This window comes from Shewanella colwelliana ATCC 39565, assembly GCF_000518705.1.
GTDB classification, from domain to species: Bacteria; Pseudomonadota; Gammaproteobacteria; order Enterobacterales; family Shewanellaceae; genus Shewanella; species Shewanella colwelliana.
Map to the genome: position 1 here is coordinate 64,802 of NZ_JAEC01000024.1, position 20,819 is coordinate 85,620.

General features: G+C 45.7%; 22 protein-coding genes. 17 read left to right on the plus strand and 5 right to left on the minus strand.

The features are described from left to right. Positions 1-25 precede the first annotated feature (25 nt). Both L876_RS0111715 and L876_RS0111720 read right to left on the minus strand, forming a co-directional pair. Positions 26-1,894 carry a methyl-accepting chemotaxis protein gene (locus L876_RS0111715; protein ID WP_028763981.1) on the minus strand — a complete coding sequence of 623 codons (1,869 nt, stop codon included), beginning with the start codon at positions 1,892-1,894 and terminating at the stop codon, positions 26-28. Positions 1,895-2,278: 384 nt separating this feature from the next. Beyond that, complete coding sequence (locus tag L876_RS0111720; protein WP_028763982.1) at positions 2,279-2,779, minus strand: zinc ribbon-containing protein; 501 nt, start codon at positions 2,777-2,779, stop codon at positions 2,279-2,281. A gap of 120 nt (positions 2,780-2,899) precedes the next feature. Here L876_RS0111720 and leuS point away from each other — a divergent pair, with 120 nt between their 5' ends. The 14 genes from leuS (at position 2,900) to lipA (ending at position 16,915) form a co-directional block, all read left to right on the plus strand. Further along, entirely contained in the window at positions 2,900-5,491 is a 2,592-nt protein-coding gene (gene leuS, locus L876_RS0111725) for a leucine--tRNA ligase (RefSeq protein ID WP_028763983.1), read from the plus strand. A gap of 70 nt (positions 5,492-5,561) precedes the next feature. Then, the gene (locus tag L876_RS0111730) at positions 5,562-6,056 is read left to right on the plus strand and encodes an LPS-assembly lipoprotein LptE (RefSeq protein WP_028763984.1); all 495 of its coding nucleotides are present in this window, start codon (positions 5,562-5,564) and stop codon (positions 6,054-6,056) included. After that, positions 6,056-7,084, plus strand: a complete 1,029-nt coding sequence (holA, locus tag L876_RS0111735; protein WP_028763985.1) for a DNA polymerase III subunit delta — start codon at positions 6,056-6,058, stop codon at positions 7,082-7,084. The genes L876_RS0111730 and holA overlap by 1 nt, the downstream gene beginning before the upstream one ends. 1 nt (position 7,085) lies before the next feature. Continuing rightward, entirely contained in the window at positions 7,086-7,727 is a 642-nt protein-coding gene (gene nadD, locus L876_RS0111740) for a nicotinate-nucleotide adenylyltransferase (protein ID WP_028763986.1), read from the plus strand. A gap of 135 nt (positions 7,728-7,862) precedes the next feature. After that, positions 7,863-8,192, plus strand: coding sequence for a ribosome silencing factor (rsfS, locus tag L876_RS0111745; RefSeq protein ID WP_028763987.1), 330 nt, complete (start codon positions 7,863-7,865; stop codon positions 8,190-8,192). Continuing rightward, positions 8,192-8,662: a 23S rRNA (pseudouridine(1915)-N(3))-methyltransferase RlmH gene (gene rlmH, locus L876_RS0111750; RefSeq protein WP_028763988.1), complete on the plus strand. Its 471-nt coding sequence runs from the start codon at positions 8,192-8,194 to the stop codon at positions 8,660-8,662. Before rsfS ends, rlmH begins: the two co-directional genes overlap by 1 nt. 82 nt (positions 8,663-8,744) lie before the next feature. Further along, complete coding sequence (gene mrdA / locus L876_RS0111755; RefSeq protein ID WP_028763989.1) at positions 8,745-10,598, plus strand: penicillin-binding protein 2; 1,854 nt, start codon at positions 8,745-8,747, stop codon at positions 10,596-10,598. After that, positions 10,598-11,704, plus strand: coding sequence for a rod shape-determining protein RodA (gene rodA, locus L876_RS0111760; protein ID WP_028763990.1), 1,107 nt, complete (start codon positions 10,598-10,600; stop codon positions 11,702-11,704). Before mrdA ends, rodA begins: the two co-directional genes overlap by 1 nt. A gap of 71 nt (positions 11,705-11,775) precedes the next feature. Beyond that, entirely contained in the window at positions 11,776-12,723 is a 948-nt protein-coding gene (mltB, locus tag L876_RS0111765) for a lytic murein transglycosylase B (RefSeq protein WP_245686988.1), read from the plus strand. Then, the gene (locus L876_RS0111770; protein ID WP_028763992.1) at positions 12,710-13,507 is read left to right on the plus strand and encodes a septal ring lytic transglycosylase RlpA family protein; all 798 of its coding nucleotides are present in this window, start codon (positions 12,710-12,712) and stop codon (positions 13,505-13,507) included. The genes mltB and L876_RS0111770 overlap by 14 nt, the downstream gene beginning before the upstream one ends. A gap of 132 nt (positions 13,508-13,639) precedes the next feature. Beyond that, complete coding sequence (locus tag L876_RS0111775; RefSeq protein WP_028763993.1) at positions 13,640-14,812, plus strand: serine hydrolase; 1,173 nt, start codon at positions 13,640-13,642, stop codon at positions 14,810-14,812. 122 nt (positions 14,813-14,934) lie between these two features. Then, a complete protein-coding gene (gene ybeD, locus L876_RS0111780) occupies positions 14,935-15,201 on the plus strand; it encodes a DUF493 family protein YbeD (protein ID WP_028763994.1) in 267 nt (88 codons plus the stop codon). 96 nt (positions 15,202-15,297) lie between these two features. Beyond that, positions 15,298-15,957, plus strand: coding sequence for a lipoyl(octanoyl) transferase LipB (gene lipB / locus L876_RS0111785; protein WP_028763995.1), 660 nt, complete (start codon positions 15,298-15,300; stop codon positions 15,955-15,957). Beyond that, positions 15,950-16,915: a lipoyl synthase gene (gene lipA / locus L876_RS0111790; protein WP_028763996.1), complete on the plus strand. Its 966-nt coding sequence runs from the start codon at positions 15,950-15,952 to the stop codon at positions 16,913-16,915. Before lipB ends, lipA begins: the two co-directional genes overlap by 8 nt. A gap of 67 nt (positions 16,916-16,982) precedes the next feature. On the opposite strand, the gene rimI is transcribed toward lipA, so the two are convergent. Both rimI and L876_RS0111800 read right to left on the minus strand, forming a co-directional pair. Continuing rightward, positions 16,983-17,423, minus strand: coding sequence for a ribosomal protein S18-alanine N-acetyltransferase (gene rimI, locus L876_RS0111795; RefSeq protein WP_028763997.1), 441 nt, complete (start codon positions 17,421-17,423; stop codon positions 16,983-16,985). Next, on the minus strand, positions 17,416-17,760 hold the full coding sequence (locus L876_RS0111800; RefSeq protein ID WP_028763998.1) for a hypothetical protein: 345 nt from the start codon (positions 17,758-17,760) through the stop codon (positions 17,416-17,418). The genes rimI and L876_RS0111800 overlap by 8 nt, the downstream gene beginning before the upstream one ends. A 660-nt stretch (positions 17,761-18,420) precedes the next feature. Between L876_RS0111800 and L876_RS22765 the strand changes: the two genes are divergently transcribed. The 3 genes from L876_RS22765 (at position 18,421) to L876_RS23290 (ending at position 19,338) form a co-directional block, all read left to right on the plus strand. Further along, on the plus strand, positions 18,421-18,576 hold the full coding sequence (locus L876_RS22765; RefSeq protein ID WP_156029418.1) for a hypothetical protein: 156 nt from the start codon (positions 18,421-18,423) through the stop codon (positions 18,574-18,576). 143 nt (positions 18,577-18,719) lie between these two features. Further along, a complete protein-coding gene (gene traN, locus L876_RS23285) occupies positions 18,720-19,031 on the plus strand; it encodes a conjugal transfer protein TraN (RefSeq protein ID WP_428829720.1) in 312 nt (103 codons plus the stop codon). Between the two features lie 16 nt (positions 19,032-19,047). After that, entirely contained in the window at positions 19,048-19,338 is a 291-nt protein-coding gene (locus tag L876_RS23290) for a hypothetical protein (protein WP_162149000.1), read from the plus strand. 32 nt (positions 19,339-19,370) lie between these two features. On the opposite strand, the gene L876_RS0111815 is transcribed toward L876_RS23290, so the two are convergent. Then, the gene (locus tag L876_RS0111815; RefSeq protein WP_028764000.1) at positions 19,371-20,234 is read right to left on the minus strand and encodes a hypothetical protein; all 864 of its coding nucleotides are present in this window, start codon (positions 20,232-20,234) and stop codon (positions 19,371-19,373) included. Positions 20,235-20,819 lie beyond the last annotated feature (585 nt).

Genomic DNA, 20,819 nt, shown 5'->3' on the forward strand with positions numbered 1-20,819 from the left:
ATTTTTTTACACTCTACAATTAAAGCTAAACAATAAACTGATTCAGCAGTTTTTCTTGCTCTTTAACATGCTCGAGCTGTTCACTCATCGCTTCGTTGGTGAGCTGGGCATTTTCAGCCACCTGCATAGAAAGGTCGCGAATATTGGAGGTATTCTTATTCATCTCCTCAGCCACTTGACTCTGCTCTTCAGCCGCACTAGCGATCTGCAAGTTCATATCTGTGATCTCTTCAATACTGCGACGAATGTCGCTCAAGGTTTCGTTGGCTGCATTCGCTTTAGTCACCGTGCTCTCTGTAGTTGTGCGGCTATCATCCATCACATTCACCACCGCCGCTACACCTTGCTGTAATTTATCGATTTTTTGTTTAATCTCTGATGTTGACTCTTGAGTTCTCGCTGCCAAACTACGTACTTCGTCGGCAACAACAGCAAAACCCCGTCCGGACTCGCCTGCTCTCGCCGCTTCGATTGCAGCATTCAGCGCCAGCAGGTTTGTCTGCCCAGCAATCTCATTAATCACACTTAAAATAGATTCGATACTTACGGTATCCTCTTCGAGCTCCTTGACCACTGTCACCGCTTGGACAATCTGCTCAGACAAATGCGCAATGGATTCGGTAGTCATCTGCACCGCACTCGCACCTTCACTTACCGCATTGTCGGCCTGTTGGACCGCATAAGCAGCCCCTTGTGCATTGTTTGCAACGTCCGAAGCCGTGGTTGCCATCTCATGCATCGCCGTGGCTAACTGCTCAACCTCTTGCGTTTGCAACCCCATCGACTCAGTAGCTTCACTGGCCCCTCTCGCCGTCGACTCAGTACCCGCGGTAACTTCAACACCAATTAACTTAACCTGTTGAATCAGATTCTGCAGTTTAACTACAAAACTATTGAAATTACCCGCAAGTGTCGCGAACTCTATATCCGAATCGGTACTTAATCGCCGCGTGAGATCCCCTTCACCCGTCGCAACATCTGCCATCGCCTCATTGAGTACATCAAGAGGACGCATCAAACGTTTAATGATGCCACTCATCACTAGCGTGGCGATCACCAAAGATAACACTAGATAGAGTATCGCATCGCTGCGTAAATCCGTGGCAGCAGAAAAAATGATACTCTCGTCCAACACAATGCCGAGGTTCCAATCAAGCCCTTTTAACGGACTGAAAATAATAATATGTGGCTGCCCATCTATATCGATTTCACTCATTTGAGCATTGGTATCTAAATTCCCGCCAAAGAATTGTGCCATGGAGCGACCATTTTGCTCCGCTTTAGGATGAGCAATAAAGTCGCCATTTTTGCCCACAATAAAGGCATAACCAGCACCGAACAAACTCGCTTGATTACTGATTTCAGCGAGACTCTTTAGGCTAATATCTGTAAATAGGGCCCCAACAAACTGACCACCATCGTATAAAGGCGCAGCCGTCGACACTAAAATCTCACCACTCGACGCATCGGCGTAAGGCTCTGTAAATAGTTGCTTGCCCTGTTTTTTTGCTTCTTGATACCACATACGTTTACGGGGATCGTAGCTTGCACCGGGGTTCCAATTAGGGTCGTTCCCGATAAAGTGACCATTCTCTAAACCCATTCCCGCCAGTAAGAAATGCTTTTTGATTATCGGCTTAGAGAGCACTTCTACAAAATGACTGTCACTTAAGTCGTTACCAAGCATTGAAACAGCGTAAGTCGTCAGATCAGACTTCTCTGCCATCACAGCCTGAATATTACTGTTCATAGAGCCTGCTAACTCTTGAACGCTGCTGTTAACCTGCTGTTCGATTTGCTCCTTCACCTGAAAATATTGATAACCAGACAAAAAACCTAGGGACACTAGTAAGATAAGGCTTACGGCAATAACGATCTTATGAACAAATTTCATTCAGACTTCCTTTCTAATATCTAAATAGCGCAGCAATCAAAATTCCTACGCTTAAACAAGATAACAATCTAACATCGTATTGATGCTACTTAGGCCACACTGCAACAGCAAAACAGAGATAGATAGAAACAGATATTGGCGTCAATAACACTGACTACCAAGGAGCAAACTCAGCTATCGAGTTAATGAATTAAATATAGGACAAACAGCGACTAATTACCTGCCGCTGCAATAGAAATAGCTAAACAGCATAAATTGTATCTGTCAGCACAAAATTAAAAAGCGAGTTTTACTTGGGAGACATCCCCCAAATAGTAGAGTTCCCCCCAATAACCTGCAACACCCCGCTGCCGTTATACGAGGCGTGATTCAGCCTAGAACGAGCTATGGTGCTAGTGCTTCTCGGGTAAATTGTTCGCTATCACATTCTGGGCAGTCAGGGATCACACCTGGAAACTCGATACGCATTTCATGGCCACAATTGGTACAAACCATAGTTCCTTGCCCAACAATTTCACCACTTTGATAATAACCATGATGTTTAAAATCTTGTGAAACCTCATGCCATTCAACCTGGCTACGGTCGGTAATTTCACTCAGCCAATGCCAAAGCGTATTTTCAACCGCTATCATGGTCGGACTATGGCTCAAGTCGGTCGCGTTTTTCTCTTGCAGGTAACTAGCAATGTCACGTTTTAAAAATTGTTCGACTAAAGCGAGTTCATCCTCTTTGGCTTGATCTTTAAGAGTTAAGAACTGCTTGCTAGTGGTAACTACTTTATATAACTCCTTTACAGTCATACTGTTATCATCAGAAAAATCTGACTTCACCTGCGTGATCAGGGCCTCATAAAGCGATAGTAACGCACTGCTTCGTTCACTCATGTTCAATACTCCTTCATGCGAACCTTTTTAATGACTCACTTCTAGTTTATTCTATGCAGATCTAACTCGCGCGCAATGTGCGCAAGATCAAATAATAAGCGGCACGGCCGGGAATCATCAATGCAAGAGCAATATCTACCTTCAGAGATTGAAGCTAAGGTGCAGCAGCACTGGCAAGACACTAAAACATTTGAAGTAACCGAAGATGAGAGCAAAGAGAAATTTTACTGTCTCTCCATGTTCCCTTACCCTTCTGGTCGACTGCATATGGGCCATGTCCGTAACTACACCATAGGCGATGTAGTGGCTCGTTACCAGCGTCTGCAAGGCAAAAACGTATTACAGCCCATAGGTTGGGACTCTTTTGGCTTACCAGCTGAAAATGCGGCAATTAACAATAAGACCGCACCTGCGCCTTGGACCTACGAGAACATCGATTACATGAAAAACCAGCTCAAAATGTTGGGTTTTGGTTATGACTGGAGTCGTGAGATCGCCACCTGCACGCCCGAATATTACCGCTGGGAACAGTGGTTCTTCACTAAGCTGTACGAAAAAGGCTTAGTCTACAAAAAAACGGCTTCTGTTAACTGGTGTCCAAATGATGAAACCGTGTTAGCGAATGAACAGGTTCAAGACGGTTGCTGCTGGCGCTGTGACACGCAAGTGATCCAAAAAGAGATTCCACAGTGGTTTATTAAGATCACCGACTATGCTGAAGAGCTGTTAAACGATATCGACCAGCTCGATGAATGGCCTGAGCAAGTTAAAACCATGCAGCGCAACTGGATTGGTCGCAGTGAAGGTATAGAAATGACCTTCCAAGTCGCCAACAGTGACCAGAGCTTCGATATTTATACCACACGCCCAGACACCGTGATGGGGGTTACGTATGTTGCGATTGCTGCGGGTCACCCACTCGCTGCACAAGCTGCTGTAAACAACCCAACACTCACCGATTTTATCGAAGAGTGTAAAAACGCCGATACCACTGAGGCCGCTATGGCAGCAATGGAGAAAAAAGGTGTCGATACGGGCCTAAAAGCAATTCACCCATTAACGGGTAAGTTAGTGCCAATTTGGGCAGCTAATTTTGTGTTGATGAATTACGGCACCGGTGCGGTAATGTCTGTACCTGGTCACGACCAGCGTGATTACGAGTTTGCGACCAAATATGGTTTAGCGATTGAGGGGGTTATTAAGCCAGTTGACGGCGATTTAGACATTAGTGAAGAAGCTTACACTGAAAAGGGTGTGCTATTTAATTCTGGCGACTCATTCCCAGAGCTGGACGGCCTTGATTTCCAAGCTGCGTTCGACGCCATCGATGCAAAACTGTCAAGCGAAGGTAAAGGCAAGCGTCAGGTGAACTTCCGTCTTCGCGATTGGGGTGTTTCACGTCAGCGTTATTGGGGGGCTCCTATTCCTATGGTGACCTTGGCAGACGGCACCGTCATGCCAACACCAGAAGATCAGCTACCGGTTATTTTGCCAGAAGATGTGGTAATGGATGGTATCCAAAGCCCGTTCAAAGCCGATAAAGAGTGGGCAAAAACCAAAATAAACGGCCAAGAAGCATTTAAAGAAACCGATACCTTCGACACCTTTATGGAGTCATCTTGGTATTATGCGCGCTACTGTAGTCCACACGCCGATCAGATGTTAGATCCCGCAAAAGCGAACTATTGGCTACCAGTGGATCAATATATCGGTGGTATTGAGCATGCATGTATGCACCTGCTTTATTTCCGCTTCTTCCACAAATTGCTACGTGATATCGGCTTAGTTAACAGCGATGAGCCAGCTAAACGTCTACTGACTCAAGGTATGGTATTAGCTGATGCTTTCTACTATAGCGACGAGAAAGGCGCACGCGTTTGGGTATCACCAAGTGATGCAACTGTCACCGAAACCGACGACAAAGGACGCATTGTTAAAGCAGTAGACAGCCAAGGTCATGAGCTTGTTTATACCGGCATGAGCAAGATGTCTAAGTCGAAAAACAATGGTATCGATCCGCAAGAGATGGTGGACAAGTATGGCGCTGACACAGTGCGTCTATTTATGATGTTCGCCGCACCACCAGAGCTTACACTTGAGTGGCAAGAATCTAGTGTTGAAGGTGCACACCGCTTTATTAAGCGTTTGTGGAAACTGGCCCATGACCACGTTGCTTTAGGTGCAACCAGTGCACTAGATCTTGCATCGCTCAACCTTGCACAGAAAGAGCTGCGCCGCGAATTGCACAAGACGATTGCCAAAGTCGGCGATGATGTTGAACGTCGTCAGATGTTCAACACCGCCATTGCTTCAGTGATGGAGCTGATGAATCGCCTGCAGAAAGCCCCAATGGAAACAGAGCAAGATCGTGCGTTAATGCAAGAAGCACTATGTGCTGTTGTTCGTCTTCTGTATCCAATCATTCCTCACACCTGTTTTAGCCTATGGCAAGCCTTAGGTCACGAACAGGCGATTGAGGAAGTGCTATGGCCAGAAGTCGATGAGTCGGCACTCGTTGAAGACAGTAAGCTGATCGTCGTCTCTGTGAACGGCAAAGTGCGCGCTAAAATCACTGTTCCAGCTGATGCAGATAAAGAGACTGTTGAAGCACAAGGAATGGCCGAAGAAGGCGTCATTAAACACACCGAAGGCAAGACGGTTCGTAAAGTTATTTATGTACCAGGTAAGCTACTTAACATCGTAGCAAACTAAATGCCATTTGCTCAGCCATCAAGCCATGATGGCTGAGCATCATCAACTTAGGAAATAGACGGCCTAGCCTATGCTAATCAAACGCTTGTGTTTCGCCTTATTGACACTTACTCTCCTAGCTACCAGCGGCTGCGGCTTTAAACTGCAACGCAGTTATTCGCTACCCGATGAGCTAAAAACCTTACACCTTAGCAGTCAAGATGAGTATAGTGAGCTGACCCGTTTAGTTCGCGAACGACTGCGGCTAAATGCCATTGTTGTGACTAAACCCAGTGATACTGTGCCAACGCTACGTATTATTGATGATGCATTAGATCGCTCAACACTATCACTTTACCCTACCGGTAATGTCGCTGAATATGAACTCAACTATCATGTGTCATTTGCAGTACAACTGCCTGAACGTGAAGCGCAACGATTCGATGTCGACATCCATCGTGATTACCTTGATGACCCACGGACCGCTCTAGCTAAGAGTCGAGAGATGGAACTGCTGGTCAAAGAGATGCGAATTCAAGCGGCTGACCAGATCATTCAAATTTTGGCGTCAATCGAGACCAATTAATGCGGGTATATCCAGATCAGCTTGCTAAACAACTTACACCACTCAAACAGTGTTACTTAGTGTTTGGCGACGATCCCTGGTTATGTGAAACCACTAAGACACTGATCGTTAGTCAAGCCAAACGAGATGGGTTCGAAGAGACGGTTCAGCTCAACCAAGAAAGCGGCTTTAATTGGAATGAGCTCATCGAAGAGTGGAACTCGATGAGTCTGTTCGCCAGTCGACGTATTATTGAGTTAGTGCTGCCACAAGCGAAACCCGGTAGCGAAGGTAGCACAATACTACAGCAGTTAATGAAGTCGCCTAACCCTGACGTGTTACTGCTTATCAGTGGACCCAAACTGGCCAGCGAACAGACGAAATCGAAATGGTTTAAGGTGCTCGACACCGATGGGGTTTATATTCCGTGCACTACACCTGAAGGCCAGCAATTCAGTCGTTGGCTACAAACGCGGATTCGTCACTTTGGCCTCAACCTGACTCCCGACGCACAGCAGCTACTTTATAACCTGTACGAAGGTAATCTCCTCGCCGCCGATCAGGCGTTGCAATTACTGCAATTGTTGAATCCAAACGAGGTAATAAGTAGTGAACAGCTATCGCAGTATTTTGAAGATCAATCACGCTTTACCGTGTTCCAGCTCGCCGATGTTTTACTAAATAATCAACAAGATAAAGCGCAACACATCTTGTCCCAACTACAAGCTGAAGGCGTTGCTATGCCTATTTTACTCTGGGGGCAATTTAAAGAGCTCACCACCCTGCTACAGCTAAAGCAAGCACAAGAGACGGGTGGCCTACAAAGCCTATGGGGCAAACTGAGGATCTGGGATAAACGTAAAAGCCTCTACCAAAACGCACTGTCCCGTTTAAGCCTCAAGCAGATTGAGGTGATGTTGGCCTGTGCCTCCAAATTGGAGCTAAAGCTAAAACAGCAAGGTATTGAAGATTGGACTTCACTCAGCCACCTTTGTTTACTGTACGATCCTAAAGCCCATCATACGCTTGCACACATAGATATTGATTAACATGAAGATAGGCATACTCGGCGGCACATTTGACCCCATCCACTTGGGGCATATCCAGCCATTGCAAGAGGTAAAAGAAGCATTGGCCCTCGATAAGGTTTGGTTAATGCCTAACCATATTCCTCCGCATAAACAACAACCTAATAGCAGTACTGCAGACCGATTAGCCATGGCACGTTTGGTGTGTGAGCAATACGACTGGCTAGAACTGTGTGATATTGAGACTCAACGACAAACACCGTCATACTCAGTTGAAACACTCGCGACACTAAGGCGCGCTCACCCAAACAATCATTTTCTGTTTATCATGGGGATGGACTCCTTTGCTTCATTACCCAGTTGGTACCATTGGCAACGCCTATTTTCGCTTTGCCATATCGTACTATGCCAACGACCGGGCTGGAGCCTGGACAATCGCAGCGAGATGAACACAATCTTAGCGGCGCGCCAGGCTGATAAGTCCCAACTGGATAGCGCAGTGGCTCAAGGCCAGCAAGCAGGACTGATTTTACCTGTCGCGATCACCCCACAACCATACTCGTCTACAGCGATTCGCGCTCAACTGCTTACAGGCGAGTTAACTATTGAGGGGTTACCGGACGAAGTTTCCCAATATATTCAGCAGCATCAGCTCTACCGATAGCACTCTTCATCGACCCAAGCCAACCTTTTGCTTACTCGGTCCCCAAAACCTAGTGCCTTTACTGTTTTGGCAATTACTTTGCCAAAGAGAACCTGCTATACTACTTCGCTGTCAAAAATGAATGAGGAAAGCCGCGTGCAAAGCGCCGAGTTAAAACAGTTTGTCATCGATAAAGTCGAAGATCTTAAAGCCAGAGATATTGCCGTATTAGAAGTTAGCGAGCAGTCAAATATTACTGATTACATGGTCGTTTGTTCTGGTACATCAAAAACTCACGTTAAAGCTATTGCTGAAAACGTTGTGCTTGAAGCCAAACGCGCTAATCTGCATATCCATGGTGTTGAAGGCCGTGATAGCAGCGAATGGGTCTTAGTTGACTTAGGCGATGTGATTGTACATGTGATGCAAGATCAGACCCGTGAATTTTATCAGCTTGAAAAGCTGTGGTCTGAAAAGCCAGAGTAATGAAGTTACAGTTAGTTGCCGTAGGCACCCGCATGCCCAGTTGGGTTACCACAGGATTTGAAGAGTACCAGCGGCGTTTCCCCCGCGATATGCCTTTCGAATTAACTGAGATCCCAGCGGGTAAGCGTGGGAAAAATGCCGATATCGCGCGCATCTTACATAAAGAAGGTGAACTCATGCTGGCCGCGATCCCTAAAGGGAATCACATTGTCAGTTTAGATTTACCGGGTAAAAACTGGACCACGCCAGAGTTAGCGACACAATTAAGTCGCTGGCAACTTGACGGTCGAGATGTGAGCTTACTGATTGGTGGTCCAGAGGGACTCACCCCAGCCTGTAAGCAAGCAGCATCTCAGAGTTGGTGCTTATCCGCATTAACCATGCCGCACCCGCTCGTTAGAGTGCTCGTTGCTGAGAGCCTTTACCGCGCATGGAGCGTCAACAATAACCATCCCTATCATAGAGAGTAGTTGTTAATCCAACTGTTCCCTGCGTAAAACCAAGGATCTGCTCATGACGCTGAGCCAAATCACATCGCCGGAGACAATGTAATTGGCGCCACGTAAGCGGATGGCAATGCATGACCACGCCGCCGAAGCTTCGCTGTTCAAGCGTAGAGCTATTTTCACCTTTGTGTGCGTGGTAATTTTACTCGGAATTTTACTCGGCAACCTTTATCAGCTACAAATCTTATCATTTAAAGATTATCAAATTCGCTCTAACGACAATCGCATTCGTGTTGTCCCAGTCGCGCCCAGCCGCGGTCTTATCTATGACCGACACGGACAGTTGCTTGCTGAAAATCAACCATTTTATTCCTTAGAACTGATCCCTGAAAAAGTCAAAGATATCTCAGCCGCATTAGATGAGCTGAGTAAAGTCATCGACATCAGCACCGATGAGCGTGAAAAATTACTTGAGTCGCTCAAATATCATCGCCGATTTAAGCCTATCACCATAAAAAACCGCCTCAGCGAAACACAAGTCGCTGAGTTTAGTGTTAATCAGCATAGATTCCCTGGCTTTTCGATTGATGCAGGCCTGAAACGCTATTACCCTCATGCAGGGTTACTAACTCACGTTTTAGGCTATGTTGGACGGATCAACAACCGCGACCAGCTGGCCTTACAAGCCAATGGCGAATGGCCAAATTACGCAGCAACCAAAGATATTGGCAAGCAAGGTATCGAGAAGTTCTATGAAAGCCTGCTTCATGGCAAACCTGGCCACTTAGAAGAAGAGGTCAACAACCGCGGGCGCACTATTCGGACCCTAAAATCGGTCGCGCCAGAACCTGGACAAGATATCTATTTAACCCTCGACCTCCAACTACAAAAAAAGGCGATGGAGCTACTGGCAGGTCGTCGCGGCTCCATTGTCGCCATCGATCCTCGTGACGGCGGCATATTGGCCATGGTATCGAGTCCAACCTACGACCCGAACCAGTTTGTCCACGGTATTAGCTCTAAAGCGTACAGCGAGCTACTTAACTCACGCTCGAGACCGCTGATTAACCGTGCAACGCAGGGGCAATATGCACCAGCGTCGACAGTCAAACCGCATATCGCCTTACTGGGATTGGATGACAAGGTCGTGACACCTAAAACCCGTGTATGGGATCCTGGTTTTTGGCAAATCCCAGGTGTCGAGCGTAAATATCGCGACTGGAAACGTTGGGGACATGGTTGGGTCGATGTTAACGGCGCTATCGTGCACTCTTGTGACACCTACTTTTATGATCTCGCCTACAAAACGGGCATAGATAAAATCAGCAATTTTATGACCCAATTTGGTTTTGGTGAGCGCACTGGCGTGGATATCTTTGAAGAGTCCGCAGGAAACATGCCTTCGCGAGACTGGAAGCGCTTACGCTACAACCAGCCATGGTATATCGGTGATACTATCTCAGTGGGGATTGGTCAAGGCTACTGGACCACGACACCATTGCAGTTAGCCAACGCGACCGCCATTTTAGCGAATAAAGGCGAACGGTTCGTGCCGCATCTGTTAAAGACCATTAAGAATGACACAGTGCAGGTCAATTCGCCCATCGATAAGATGCCACCTGTCGTGATTAAAGATCCCAAAAACTGGGACATCATCAATGAGGCAATGAAAGATACCGCCCACAAGTCTCGCTTTATTGATGCTGGCTACAACGCCGCCATGAAAACGGGTACTGCACAGGTATTTAGTGTCGCCGAAGATGAAAAATATGATGCTGACACCATTGATGAGCATCTGCGCGATAACGCACTAATTGTTGCGTATGCGCCCTATGAGGCCCCCACCATCGTCTTAGCCGTAGTATTAGAAAATGCAGGCTGGGGTGGTGTGAATGCTGGTCCTGTCGCAAGAGCCTTACTCGATGAATATATCCTTAGAGATAACTGGGAGCCTAAGTAATGAGCGCTCATAACCACCGCCCTAATATCTGGCAGCGATTGCATATCGACCTACCACTGCTCCTCGGTATAATGGCGCTCATGGGCTACGGCCTATTCGTTATCTACTCTGCCGGTGGCGAAGATCTTGCGCTGATGGAACGACAACTGGTGCGCATGGGGTTATCCCTCGCCATTATGCTATTTGTCGCGCAGATCAATCCTGAGGTACTGCGCCGATGGGCCTTCCCCATCTATATCGCCGGCATAATGCTGCTACTCGGGGTACACTTTTTTGGTGAGATCAATAAAGGCGCCCAGCGTTGGCTTAACTTAGGCTTTATAGAATTTCAGCCTTCGGAGCTCATTAAGCTGGCCTTCCCCATTACTATGGCGTGGTATATCAGTAAATTTCCACTGCCCCCAAAAAAGCGTTACCTTGCGGGGGGCGGTATTATCTTGTTGATTCCCACTTTATTGATCGCAAAACAACCGGATTTAGGCACCTCAATCCTAGTTGCCGCTTCAGGTATTTTCGTGCTGTTTCTATCTGGCATGAGCTGGGCTATCGTCGGCAGTGTGGTCGGTGGGGTATTAGCTATGTTACCCGTCCTGTGGTTTTTCTTGATGCATGACTATCAAAAAACCCGAGTGTTAACTCTACTCGACCCCGAGAAGGATCCCTTAGGGGCGGGATATCATATTATTCAATCAAAAATTGCTATCGGCTCCGGCGGATTATGGGGCAAAGGCTGGCTAGATGGCACGCAATCTCAACTGGAGTTTCTACCTGAACGTCACACTGACTTTATTTTTGCAGTGATAGGTGAAGAGTTTGGTTTAATCGGCAGTCTGGTCTTGCTGGCACTCTATCTGTATGTCATCGGCCGCGGTTTGGTCATTGCTTCTCGCGCACAAACCAGTTTTGCCCGTTTACTCGCTGGCAGTATTACTTTAACCTTCTTTGTGTATATTTTTGTCAACATAGGTATGGTGTCTGGTCTGTTGCCAGTGGTTGGTGTACCACTGCCCTTGATCAGTTACGGGGGAACCTCAATGCTGACGCTCATGACCGGGTTTGGCATCTTAATGAGTATCCATACCCACAGGCGATTTATCGATAGATAGAGGACTTAAGATTGAACAATCTTACCCGCTTAATCACCTCGCTGACGCTAGGTTTATCTAGTCTAACAGTCTTGGCTGACAGCAATATCATTCCCCAAGATGGCGATATTAGCGCGCTCACGGCGCAGTTTATCGCCAGCCAAAAACAAGCAGGCTTTAGCGACCAAGAGATCGGGAACTTCCTTGATAAAGCCAACTACAACCAGAAAGTGATTGACGCTATCACCACGCCTTGGGAAGCCAAGCCCTGGCACCTTTATCAACCCATTTTCTTAACGGATAAACGCTTAGAAAAAGGGCTCACCTTTTGGCAAACTCACCACGAAACCATCGCTAACGCCGCGCAGCAGTTCCAGGTGGACCCAGAGATCATTGTCGCCATAATAGGAATCGAAACCTTTTATGGTGGATATATGGGCACCTACCCTGTGATTGACGCGCTCTATACGTTAGGCTTTCACTACACTCCAAGGGCAACATTCTTTAGGAAAGAGCTGGCTAACCTGCAGACGTTAGCGAAAGAGGAACAACTTGATGTCGATAACCTAAAAGGCTCCTATGCTGGTGCCATGGGCTATGGTCAATTCATTCCATCTAGCTACCGCCATTATGCGGTTGATTTTGATCATGATGGTAAACGTGACCTTGTTGGTAACCCTATCGATGCCATCGGCAGCGTCGCCAACTACTTCCATCAACATGGTTGGCAAAAAGGCGCATTAGTCACTTTGCCACTGACCACCCATCAGCTGCCAGAGCATCTCAAAGTGTGGAAAGGTGAAAAGCTTCATTACCAAGTGGCTGATATTTTATCTCCCGACATAGCCTTAGCCAAAAACAGCGATCTCGATATTAGTCAGCCGGCGATGATTGTTGAATTGGTTCAAGCTGAGCAAACAGATTATTGGCTGGGCCTGAAAAACTTTTATGTGATCACCCGCTATAACCGCAGCCCGCTATATGCGATGGCGGTTTATCAATTTAGCCAACAACTAAAAGACGCTTATGCTAAACAGTAAAACCATCACTTTATGGGTTATTTTAGCCATTGCCCTCATCTTGAGTGCGTGTTCGTCTCAACCTGACAGCCGTTATCATATACGTGATGATGTTGCCCCAACCGATGCACCAGATGTGTCGATTGTGGAAGATGCACACCCCAAATATGAACCCTACAGCCGTGGGGGAAATCGCAAAAACTACACTGTCTTAGGTAAAGAATATCAGGTGCTCGACACTGGAAAAGGTTATACAAAGACCGGTGTTGCATCTTGGTACGGCGCGAAGTTTCATGGCCACCTCACGTCTAATGGCGAAACCTATGACATGTACTCTATGTCTGCGGCCCATAAAACATTGCCACTGCCTAGCTATGTTAAGGTCACCAATTTAAGCAATAACAAAACGGTCATCGTTCGCGTTAATGATAGAGGTCCGTTTCACGACAACCGGATAATCGATCTTTCCTACGCTGCGGCCCATCGTCTTGACATGCTCAAAACTGGCACAGCTAACGTACAACTTGAAGTGATCTACATTGAAAGCCCTGAATCGATAGCGCTTGCCAAGCTCAAAGATACCAACCTGCACTATGTGCAAGTGGTTGCCTCATCAGATCGAAGCCGTATCCACACGCTCGCAACTCAGTTAGCGACTCAATATCAAGTTAGCACCCGTATTCAACAAACTGGAAACCTATATAAACTGCAACTGGGCCCCATTGGCAGACAGCCTATCGCGGCTCAGCTAAGCGAAACCTTGCAACAAAATGGCTATCCACAAAGTTATCTGATCACCGAATAGTAACGACGAGGGAATTTAGTCCATTAATTTACCGCAGATTAATGAACCTTCACTGAATTCCCTTGTCGACTAATGTTATACTCTCGCGAATATCATCTTTTTGCATTCAACCATAAGACGTGCCTTGTTAATATGAAATTTTTAAATAATGGTTTGAAAACCCTATTCCTTGTGACCTCGTTATCTGCAACTGCTGCATCTGCTGCGCCAGTCGTCACACCAGATGCCCCCAAAGTTGCTGCCAAAGCGTTTATCTTGATGGATTACAATTCAGGGCAGATTATTGCCGAAGAAAATGCCTACGAAAGTTTGAATCCTGCCAGCCTGACAAAAATGATGACCAGTTATGTTATTGGTCATGAAATTAAGGTGGGAAATATCTCACCAGAAGATCAAGTTACTATCAGCAAAAAAGCCTGGTCTAAGAACTTTCCAGACTCATCAAAAATGTTTATCGAAGTGGGTAAGCAAGTATCTGTAGAAGATCTTAATCGCGGCATCATCATTCAATCGGGTAATGATGCCTGTGTTGCTATGGCTGAACACATTGCGGGCACCGAAGATGGTTTCGTTGACCTAATGAACTCTTGGGCCAAACAACTTGGCATGCGTGACAGCTACTTTGAGAACTCCCATGGTTTAGATTCTGATAATCATAAAACCACCGCTTATGACATGGCGATTCTTGGTGCTGCCCTCATTCGTGACGTCCCAGAGGAATACCGCGTCTACTCGGAAAAAGAGTTTACCTACAATGGCATTAAACAATATAACCGTAACGGATTGTTGTGGGATAAGAGCTTAAATGTCGATGGCATCAAAACAGGCCATACATCAGGCGCTGGTTATAACCTAGTTACTTCAGGCACAAAAGATGGCATGCGACTCGTATCTGTCGTCATGGGCACTGCAAGCGAAAGCGCGCGTAAAGCAGAAAGTAAGAAGTTGCTTAACTATGGCTTCCGTTTCTTCGAAACCATCACTCCTTACAAAGCTGGCGATAGTTTTGTCACCCAAAAGATTTGGTATGGCGATAGAGAGTCTGTCGATTTAGGTGTGACCACTGACACTCCTATCACTATCAGTCGCGGACAAGCTAAAAACCTGCAAGCTAACTTCGAGCTAAACAAAGAACTGACCGCTCCTATCGCTAAAGGCGAAACGGTAGGACGTATCTATTTCCAACTCAATGGCAAAGATATCGCTCAGTTCCCACTGGTGACACTACAAGAAGTTAATGAAGGAAGTTGGTTTAGCAAGTTGATGGACTACTTTAAGCAACTGTTTGCTGGTTGGTTTAGTTAATTTTATCAAATTGAAAAAAAGTCACCTTAGGGTGGCTTTTTTTGTTTTTAGCCTCCTAGGGTTGAATTAGGTATAATACCCCCCACTTTATAAGCCATCAGATTCGGCAAGAGACCACGCAAATGTTAGATACCAAATTCCACGAACTCATGGAGTTCCCAGCTTCTTTTCCATACAAAGTTGTTGGTGACGCTAGACCCACGCTAGCCGATGATGTCGTCGCCGTTGTGCAGCAGATTGTGCCTGGCGACTATATGCCAACCACCAAAGCGTCGAGCAAAGGGACTTATAACTCAATAACCATTAATGTCATCGTTAACGGTAAAGAGCAAATTGAGCAGCTCTATATTGACCTCGCCGCAATCGAAGGCGTGAAACGAGTGCTTTAGCCTAGAACGGCTCTAACAAGAAGTGTGATCCATCTTACATTTCTTAATTTCAAGCGTATAATGAGCGCACTCAAATGATGAGGGGAGAGGTTGCCCTTGAAGGATAAGATTTTACACATTCGTCATCTTGGTCAGCAAGATTACGAATCTGTGTGGCACGCTATGCAGCACTACACAGATAATCGCGATGAGAATAGCCAAGATGAGCTGTGGATAGTGGAACATCCACCAGTTTTTACCCAAGGACAAGCAGGTAAAAGCGAGCATATTCTTAATCCTGGCGACATCCCAGTAATTCAAGTCGATCGAGGTGGTCAAGTCACCTACCATGGTCCTGGACAACTCGTTGCCTATCCTCTACTCGACATCAAACGCTTAAAAATAGGCGTTAGACAGCTGGTCACCGACATAGAGCAAAGCATCGTTAAGATGTTAGCGCTCTACGAAATAGAGGCTTATCCAAAGGCCGATGCACCTGGCGTCTACGTCAATGAAAGAAAGATTGCCTCATTAGGGTTACGTATCCGCAAAGGGTGCTCTTTTCATGGATTGGCACTGAATGTCGACATGGACATGTCACCATTTCAACGCATCAATCCGTGTGGGTATGCAGGGCTTGAGATGGCGCAGTGTAAGCCACTTAATGGGCCGCAGACCGTTATCGAAGCCGGCGATAAATTAATACAAACCTTTAGCCAAACACTTGGCTATCAACATTTAGCACATCACCAAGGGTTAGCGAAGTCATATGAATAGGCCTGAAAGATTACAACCAGGGGTTAAGTTACGCGACGCAGACAAAGTCTCTCGTATTCCTGTCAAGGTCGTGCCTTCTGAGTGCGAAACCATGCTGCGCAAACCTGACTGGCTTCGAGTCAAACTGCCAGCGTCAAACCAGCGCATTCTCGATATCAAATCAGCACTGCGAAAAAATGGACTGCACTCAGTCTGCGAAGAGGCTTCATGCCCAAACTTAGCAGAATGTTTCAACCATGGCACAGCAACCTTTATGATTTTAGGGGCAATTTGTACCCGTCGCTGCCCGTTTTGCGATGTTGCCCACGGTCGGCCGCTTAAGCCTGATGCCCAAGAGCCACTAAAACTGGCACAAACCATTCGAGACATGAAGCTCAAGTATGTAGTGATCACCTCGGTTGACCGCGACGACTTACGTGACGGTGGCGCACAACATTTTGCAGACTGTATTAGAGAGATTCGTATCCTAAATCCTGAAATCAAAATCGAAATTTTGGTTCCTGATTTCCGTGGTCGTATCGACGCCGCCCTAGATATTTTGGCGACTGAGCCACCAGATGTGTTTAACCACAACCTAGAGACTGCACCAAAGCACTATCGTAAAGCGCGTCCAGGAGCCAACTACCAATGGTCGCTGGATCTGCTTAAAAAGTTCAAAGAGCGCCACCCCAACGTACCGACTAAGTCGGGCCTGATGATGGGCTTAGGAGAAACCAACGAAGAGATCGCTGAAGTCTTACAAGATCTACGAGCTCACAACGTTGAGATGTTGACGCTTGGCCAGTACCTGCAACCCTCCAAGTTCCATTTGCCTGTTGAACGTTACGTGCCGCCAGCTGAATTTGATGAACTGCGAGTGTTTGCTGAAAAAATCGGCTTTACCCATGCCGCTTGTGGCCCCATGGTCCGCTCAAGTTATCATGCAGATTTACAAGCCCAAGGCAAAGAAGTGAAATAAGCTTAGCTTGATAAAAAAATAGCGCCTTTCGGCGCTATTTTTTTATCAGAAATCGTTTAGACAAGGATTACAATAACCGCTCCATCAATACTGCATCCTCTTTGCCTTGCTCATGTTGATAATAGGCGTGGCGCGTACCTGTTTGTTCAAAACCATAAGCTCGATACAACCCAATTGCGCCAGCACTTGACGCTCTAACCTCTAACATCAATCTCTCTGCGCTATTCACTGCCGCCAAATCCACAACCGCAGCCATCAGAGCCTTGCCATACCCTTTTCCTTGGCTCGCAGGCAGCACGCAAATATCCATTAAGGTTGCATCTTCAAATAGGATATGAGCAATTGCAAAACCCTGCAGCTGTTCATCTTCAAATACCCCTAACACATGGTAAAAACGGCCAAAGCAACTTTCTACATTTCTAAGCGACATAGGAAAACGATGGCATGCTAACTCAATCTCATATACCTCTGCTATAGCCTCAGGTGTCAGTAACTTAAGCTCACGCATCGCTTATCTCTCGCTGACATATCGACTGCCATAAGGCTTGTTTTGCGGACGATTGCTGCTCTAAGACCGCAATAGGCGCCGAACTAATCAGCGTATCAATCTGGGGGCGTTTGACACTACGCATATCCCAACATACTTGCGATAACTTTGCCCCATTGTAGCTTGTAACAACCTGCTTCACATCGACCTCTAATAGCGCCAAAACGCTCGTCACAATAGGATGCTCAAGATTAAGTTGCACGCCTTGATCGTGCAAAATAACGCAGGGGTTTAACTGCATCTCTTGTCTAACCCAGCGAGATATTCCCATTGCATCCAGGTAAGCCTGTTTATCCACGTAAACTCCGCTGCCTATATCAATATGGATAGGATAACGTTAGTGGTAAACACTGTCACGGTTAGTTAGCAAGATAGCTGAAGTTCTTTTTCAATAGCTAGAAACAGCCAATAACAGAAAGCAAAAAGCCGTTCATTTCTGAACGGCTTCTTTAAGTTTGGCAGGGGTGGCAGGACTCGAACCCGCAACCATCGGTTTTGGAGACCGCCACAAGACCAAATGATATTATTCGACGTTAGTTGAAATCAGAAGGTTTTACTAAATAATTATATTTATTACATATAGTTAAATCATTACCTTTGAAAACTCACTTTCAACAGATTTAAGTCATTTTTCAGCGATTTTGTGCCCGCGGCGATTATTTTGGTCACCGATTTCGGTATAAAATTTCCATTTATTTTCACAAAGAGATACAGAAAAAGGAGCTTTGTCAGGCCATATTCTAGAGTTGGGTGGCACGAAAATCATGCCTTTGCTCAACACATATGCAACTGAGGACTGTCGAACTTGGAGGTTTGCCAGTAAGCAAACCTCAAATAGAGAATGGTTGTTGAGCTGTGTAGTAATGCTTTACCCAAGTGGCTATATTGATTAACTGTTCAACGCTTTCAGGCTGGGGGAACTGACCAAATTGGCGGTTTGTATGATGACTTCACTACAATGCTTGTTAATGGCTGGGATGCCGGTGCTACGGCTGTAGGAGACTTTGCTGGCTCGGTGATGGGTGATCCAGAGTTTATGCAAGGTGCCGTCGATGCTATTCAGATAGGTGGAGAAACGGCCGCTGAAGGGGTGGTAGATACATTGATGCATTAAATGCAGCAGTTATATACCTTTTAAATGATCTATTACCGGATGCGTTAGCCGATATGATCTTTCAAGAAGCAACGCAAGAAATGGTTACGGATGGAGTGACTCAAGCGGGTGATCTAGTTTTAGGCGAAATGGCCTCTACTATCATGAGCATTATAAGCTTTGTCGGTCTCATTTATACCATCTATAACGTGGTAAAAATTTTAGCAAACCTACTAACTCAATGTGATGACAATGAGCAAGATATAGATGTAAAACTGGCTCAAAAGCAATGTTTTAAAGTAGGGAATAAGTATTGCGCTAAGGATGTCTTGGGGGTTTGCTATTTGCGCCGCCAAGATTGGTGTTGTTACTCATCGATGTTATCGCGGATTATTGCCGATCATGGCTCGAAGCAAATTTGGCAAAGATATGGCCGAGTGTCCAGGCTTCACAATCGAAGAGTTTGGACGAATTGATTTTGACCGCTTGGATTTGTCCGAATGGTTATCAACCATGTATGAGGCCGATATTTTATCGACGACAGGCTATGACATTGATCGGCTAACGGGGTCGGGTCGAATGTTAGGTAACTTGAGCTGTGAAGGAAGCGATGATCCTGAGTGCCAAGAAATGACACGGAAAACCGCCGATGAAAGAGCGGCTGAGCAATTTAATGGGGATGCAAGCGGAATATCCAATCAATTAAAAGATACTTTTGATCCAGACCAAATTGATTGCTCTGTATATCCAAGGCCAATGATTTGCGAACTGAATGGGGGGTAAGGGGACTAAAGCACGCTCCCTTTAGGGAAAGCTTATTTATTGTCACCGTTGTAAAAGCGGCTCATCCAAGGGTCGATATCAATCAACTGCTCAATAGATAAAGAGGTATTTTCGCCTGATAAAGATGGTTTAAGGAAAGGATAAATTTTTTGGGCATTTGAGACAAAAGGGAATTTTGTTCGTTTGCGTAATACTGGCGTAAAAACATAGTATTTTTCATCTAAATCGAGAGACAAAGCGCCGCCGGTGAAGAATCGTTCATAGCCCATAACGGCAAAATGTCCTTTGTCGCCATTGGGGGTGACATCGGAATAACGCAACAATTTCGGACTGTAATAATGGATGAAGTTACAGGTTTCATCTGGTGTGAAACCCATTGTTTGCGTCTGAGCAATACAGGCTTGGCCTTTGAAACTGAGTCTGGTGTAGTCATCTTTAAAGGTCTTTTCGATGAATTTAAGGTCGCGCTTCTGCTCTGCGGTAGCAATCAACTCTTTTTCTATCGCGTCAAAGACGGTTTGGATGTTAGCGCCCTCGTTAATGGGGTAATAAACGATGCCGTAATAGGTATTCAGGGGCTCATTGCCTTGGTTTGTTCCAAGCATACTTAAAAAGGCACCGCCAAGACCACCACCAAATGCAGCACCGATGATGCCATCTGCGGCATAATCTAATGATGTTGGGGAGGTATTGGCATCTTTAGGGCGGCGAGCGTCACGTAGACCATTATGAAAGCCAAGAGAACCATCAATAACGTTCATAGCAAAGCTCATATCATCGTCATAAACGAACCCTTTGGAATGTTGCGGGGTGTATGGGTCGGTAGAGGCGCAACCCATAAGGAGTGAGCTGGCTAATAGCGCAACCGAAAGCGTTTTGTGTTTTAAGTAATTCATTTGTTGATCCTTTCCTGATTTATTGTAGCCAGATTATCATCGTTTTTTAATTCGGCAACTGCGACTGTGCAAAACCTTTACATAGCGCAATTTCATTGCTGCAGGTGGACTAGTAAGCCCTTGAAAAACCATTAATCCTACTATTTAGCTAACGACGGAAATATGATCTATTGGGTACTTTTTTAATGACGATTCAGAATTAACAAACCTTAATTACTGAATCGTCATTACATTGATTTTATTGAAAAAATCGTGACTGTGATCACTCCTACCCTATAAGTAATAGATAGTAACCAATCCACCATAGAAGCTATCACAACAGCAAAAAATTAAACTATTGATTTTATTAAACAATAATAAACTAGTGTTCACTCCTACCCCATAATGTTCCGCACCATCAGCCCTATATATATCGGCCAATATCTATAGGTATGATTGCCTTGTACATCTTCTTAGAAAATCAATAACATATATCCATTTGATTTTAAATGAAAATAAGACAGACCCGTTCGCTCCTACCCTATTGGTTTAGAAGGTTGTGATCACTCCTACCCTATTGGTTTAGAGGGTTGTTATCGCTCCTAC

Coding starts and splice junctions, on each gene's coding strand:
- L876_RS0111715 (WP_028763981.1), bottom strand. CDS start 1,894: ATGAAATTTGTTCATAAGATCGTTATTGCCGTAAGCCTTATCTTACTA.
- L876_RS0111720 (WP_028763982.1), bottom strand. CDS start 2,779: ATGAGTGAACGAAGCAGTGCGTTACTATCGCTTTATGAGGCCCTGATC.
- leuS (WP_028763983.1), top strand. CDS start 2,900: ATGCAAGAGCAATATCTACCTTCAGAGATTGAAGCTAAGGTGCAGCAG.
- L876_RS0111730 (WP_028763984.1), top strand. CDS start 5,562: ATGCTAATCAAACGCTTGTGTTTCGCCTTATTGACACTTACTCTCCTA.
- holA (WP_028763985.1), top strand. CDS start 6,056: ATGCGGGTATATCCAGATCAGCTTGCTAAACAACTTACACCACTCAAA.
- nadD (WP_028763986.1), top strand. CDS start 7,086: ATGAAGATAGGCATACTCGGCGGCACATTTGACCCCATCCACTTGGGG.
- rlmH (WP_028763988.1), top strand. CDS start 8,192: ATGAAGTTACAGTTAGTTGCCGTAGGCACCCGCATGCCCAGTTGGGTT.
- rodA (WP_028763990.1), top strand. CDS start 10,598: ATGAGCGCTCATAACCACCGCCCTAATATCTGGCAGCGATTGCATATC.
- L876_RS0111770 (WP_028763992.1), top strand. CDS start 12,710: ATGCTAAACAGTAAAACCATCACTTTATGGGTTATTTTAGCCATTGCC.
- L876_RS0111775 (WP_028763993.1), top strand. CDS start 13,640: ATGAAATTTTTAAATAATGGTTTGAAAACCCTATTCCTTGTGACCTCG.
- ybeD (WP_028763994.1), top strand. CDS start 14,935: ATGTTAGATACCAAATTCCACGAACTCATGGAGTTCCCAGCTTCTTTT.
- lipA (WP_028763996.1), top strand. CDS start 15,950: ATGAATAGGCCTGAAAGATTACAACCAGGGGTTAAGTTACGCGACGCA.
- rimI (WP_028763997.1), bottom strand. CDS start 17,423: ATGCGTGAGCTTAAGTTACTGACACCTGAGGCTATAGCAGAGGTATAT.
- L876_RS22765 (WP_156029418.1), top strand. CDS start 18,421: ATGCTTGTTAATGGCTGGGATGCCGGTGCTACGGCTGTAGGAGACTTT.
- traN (WP_428829720.1), top strand. CDS start 18,720: ATGAGCATTATAAGCTTTGTCGGTCTCATTTATACCATCTATAACGTG.
- L876_RS0111815 (WP_028764000.1), bottom strand. CDS start 20,234: ATGAATTACTTAAAACACAAAACGCTTTCGGTTGCGCTATTAGCCAGC.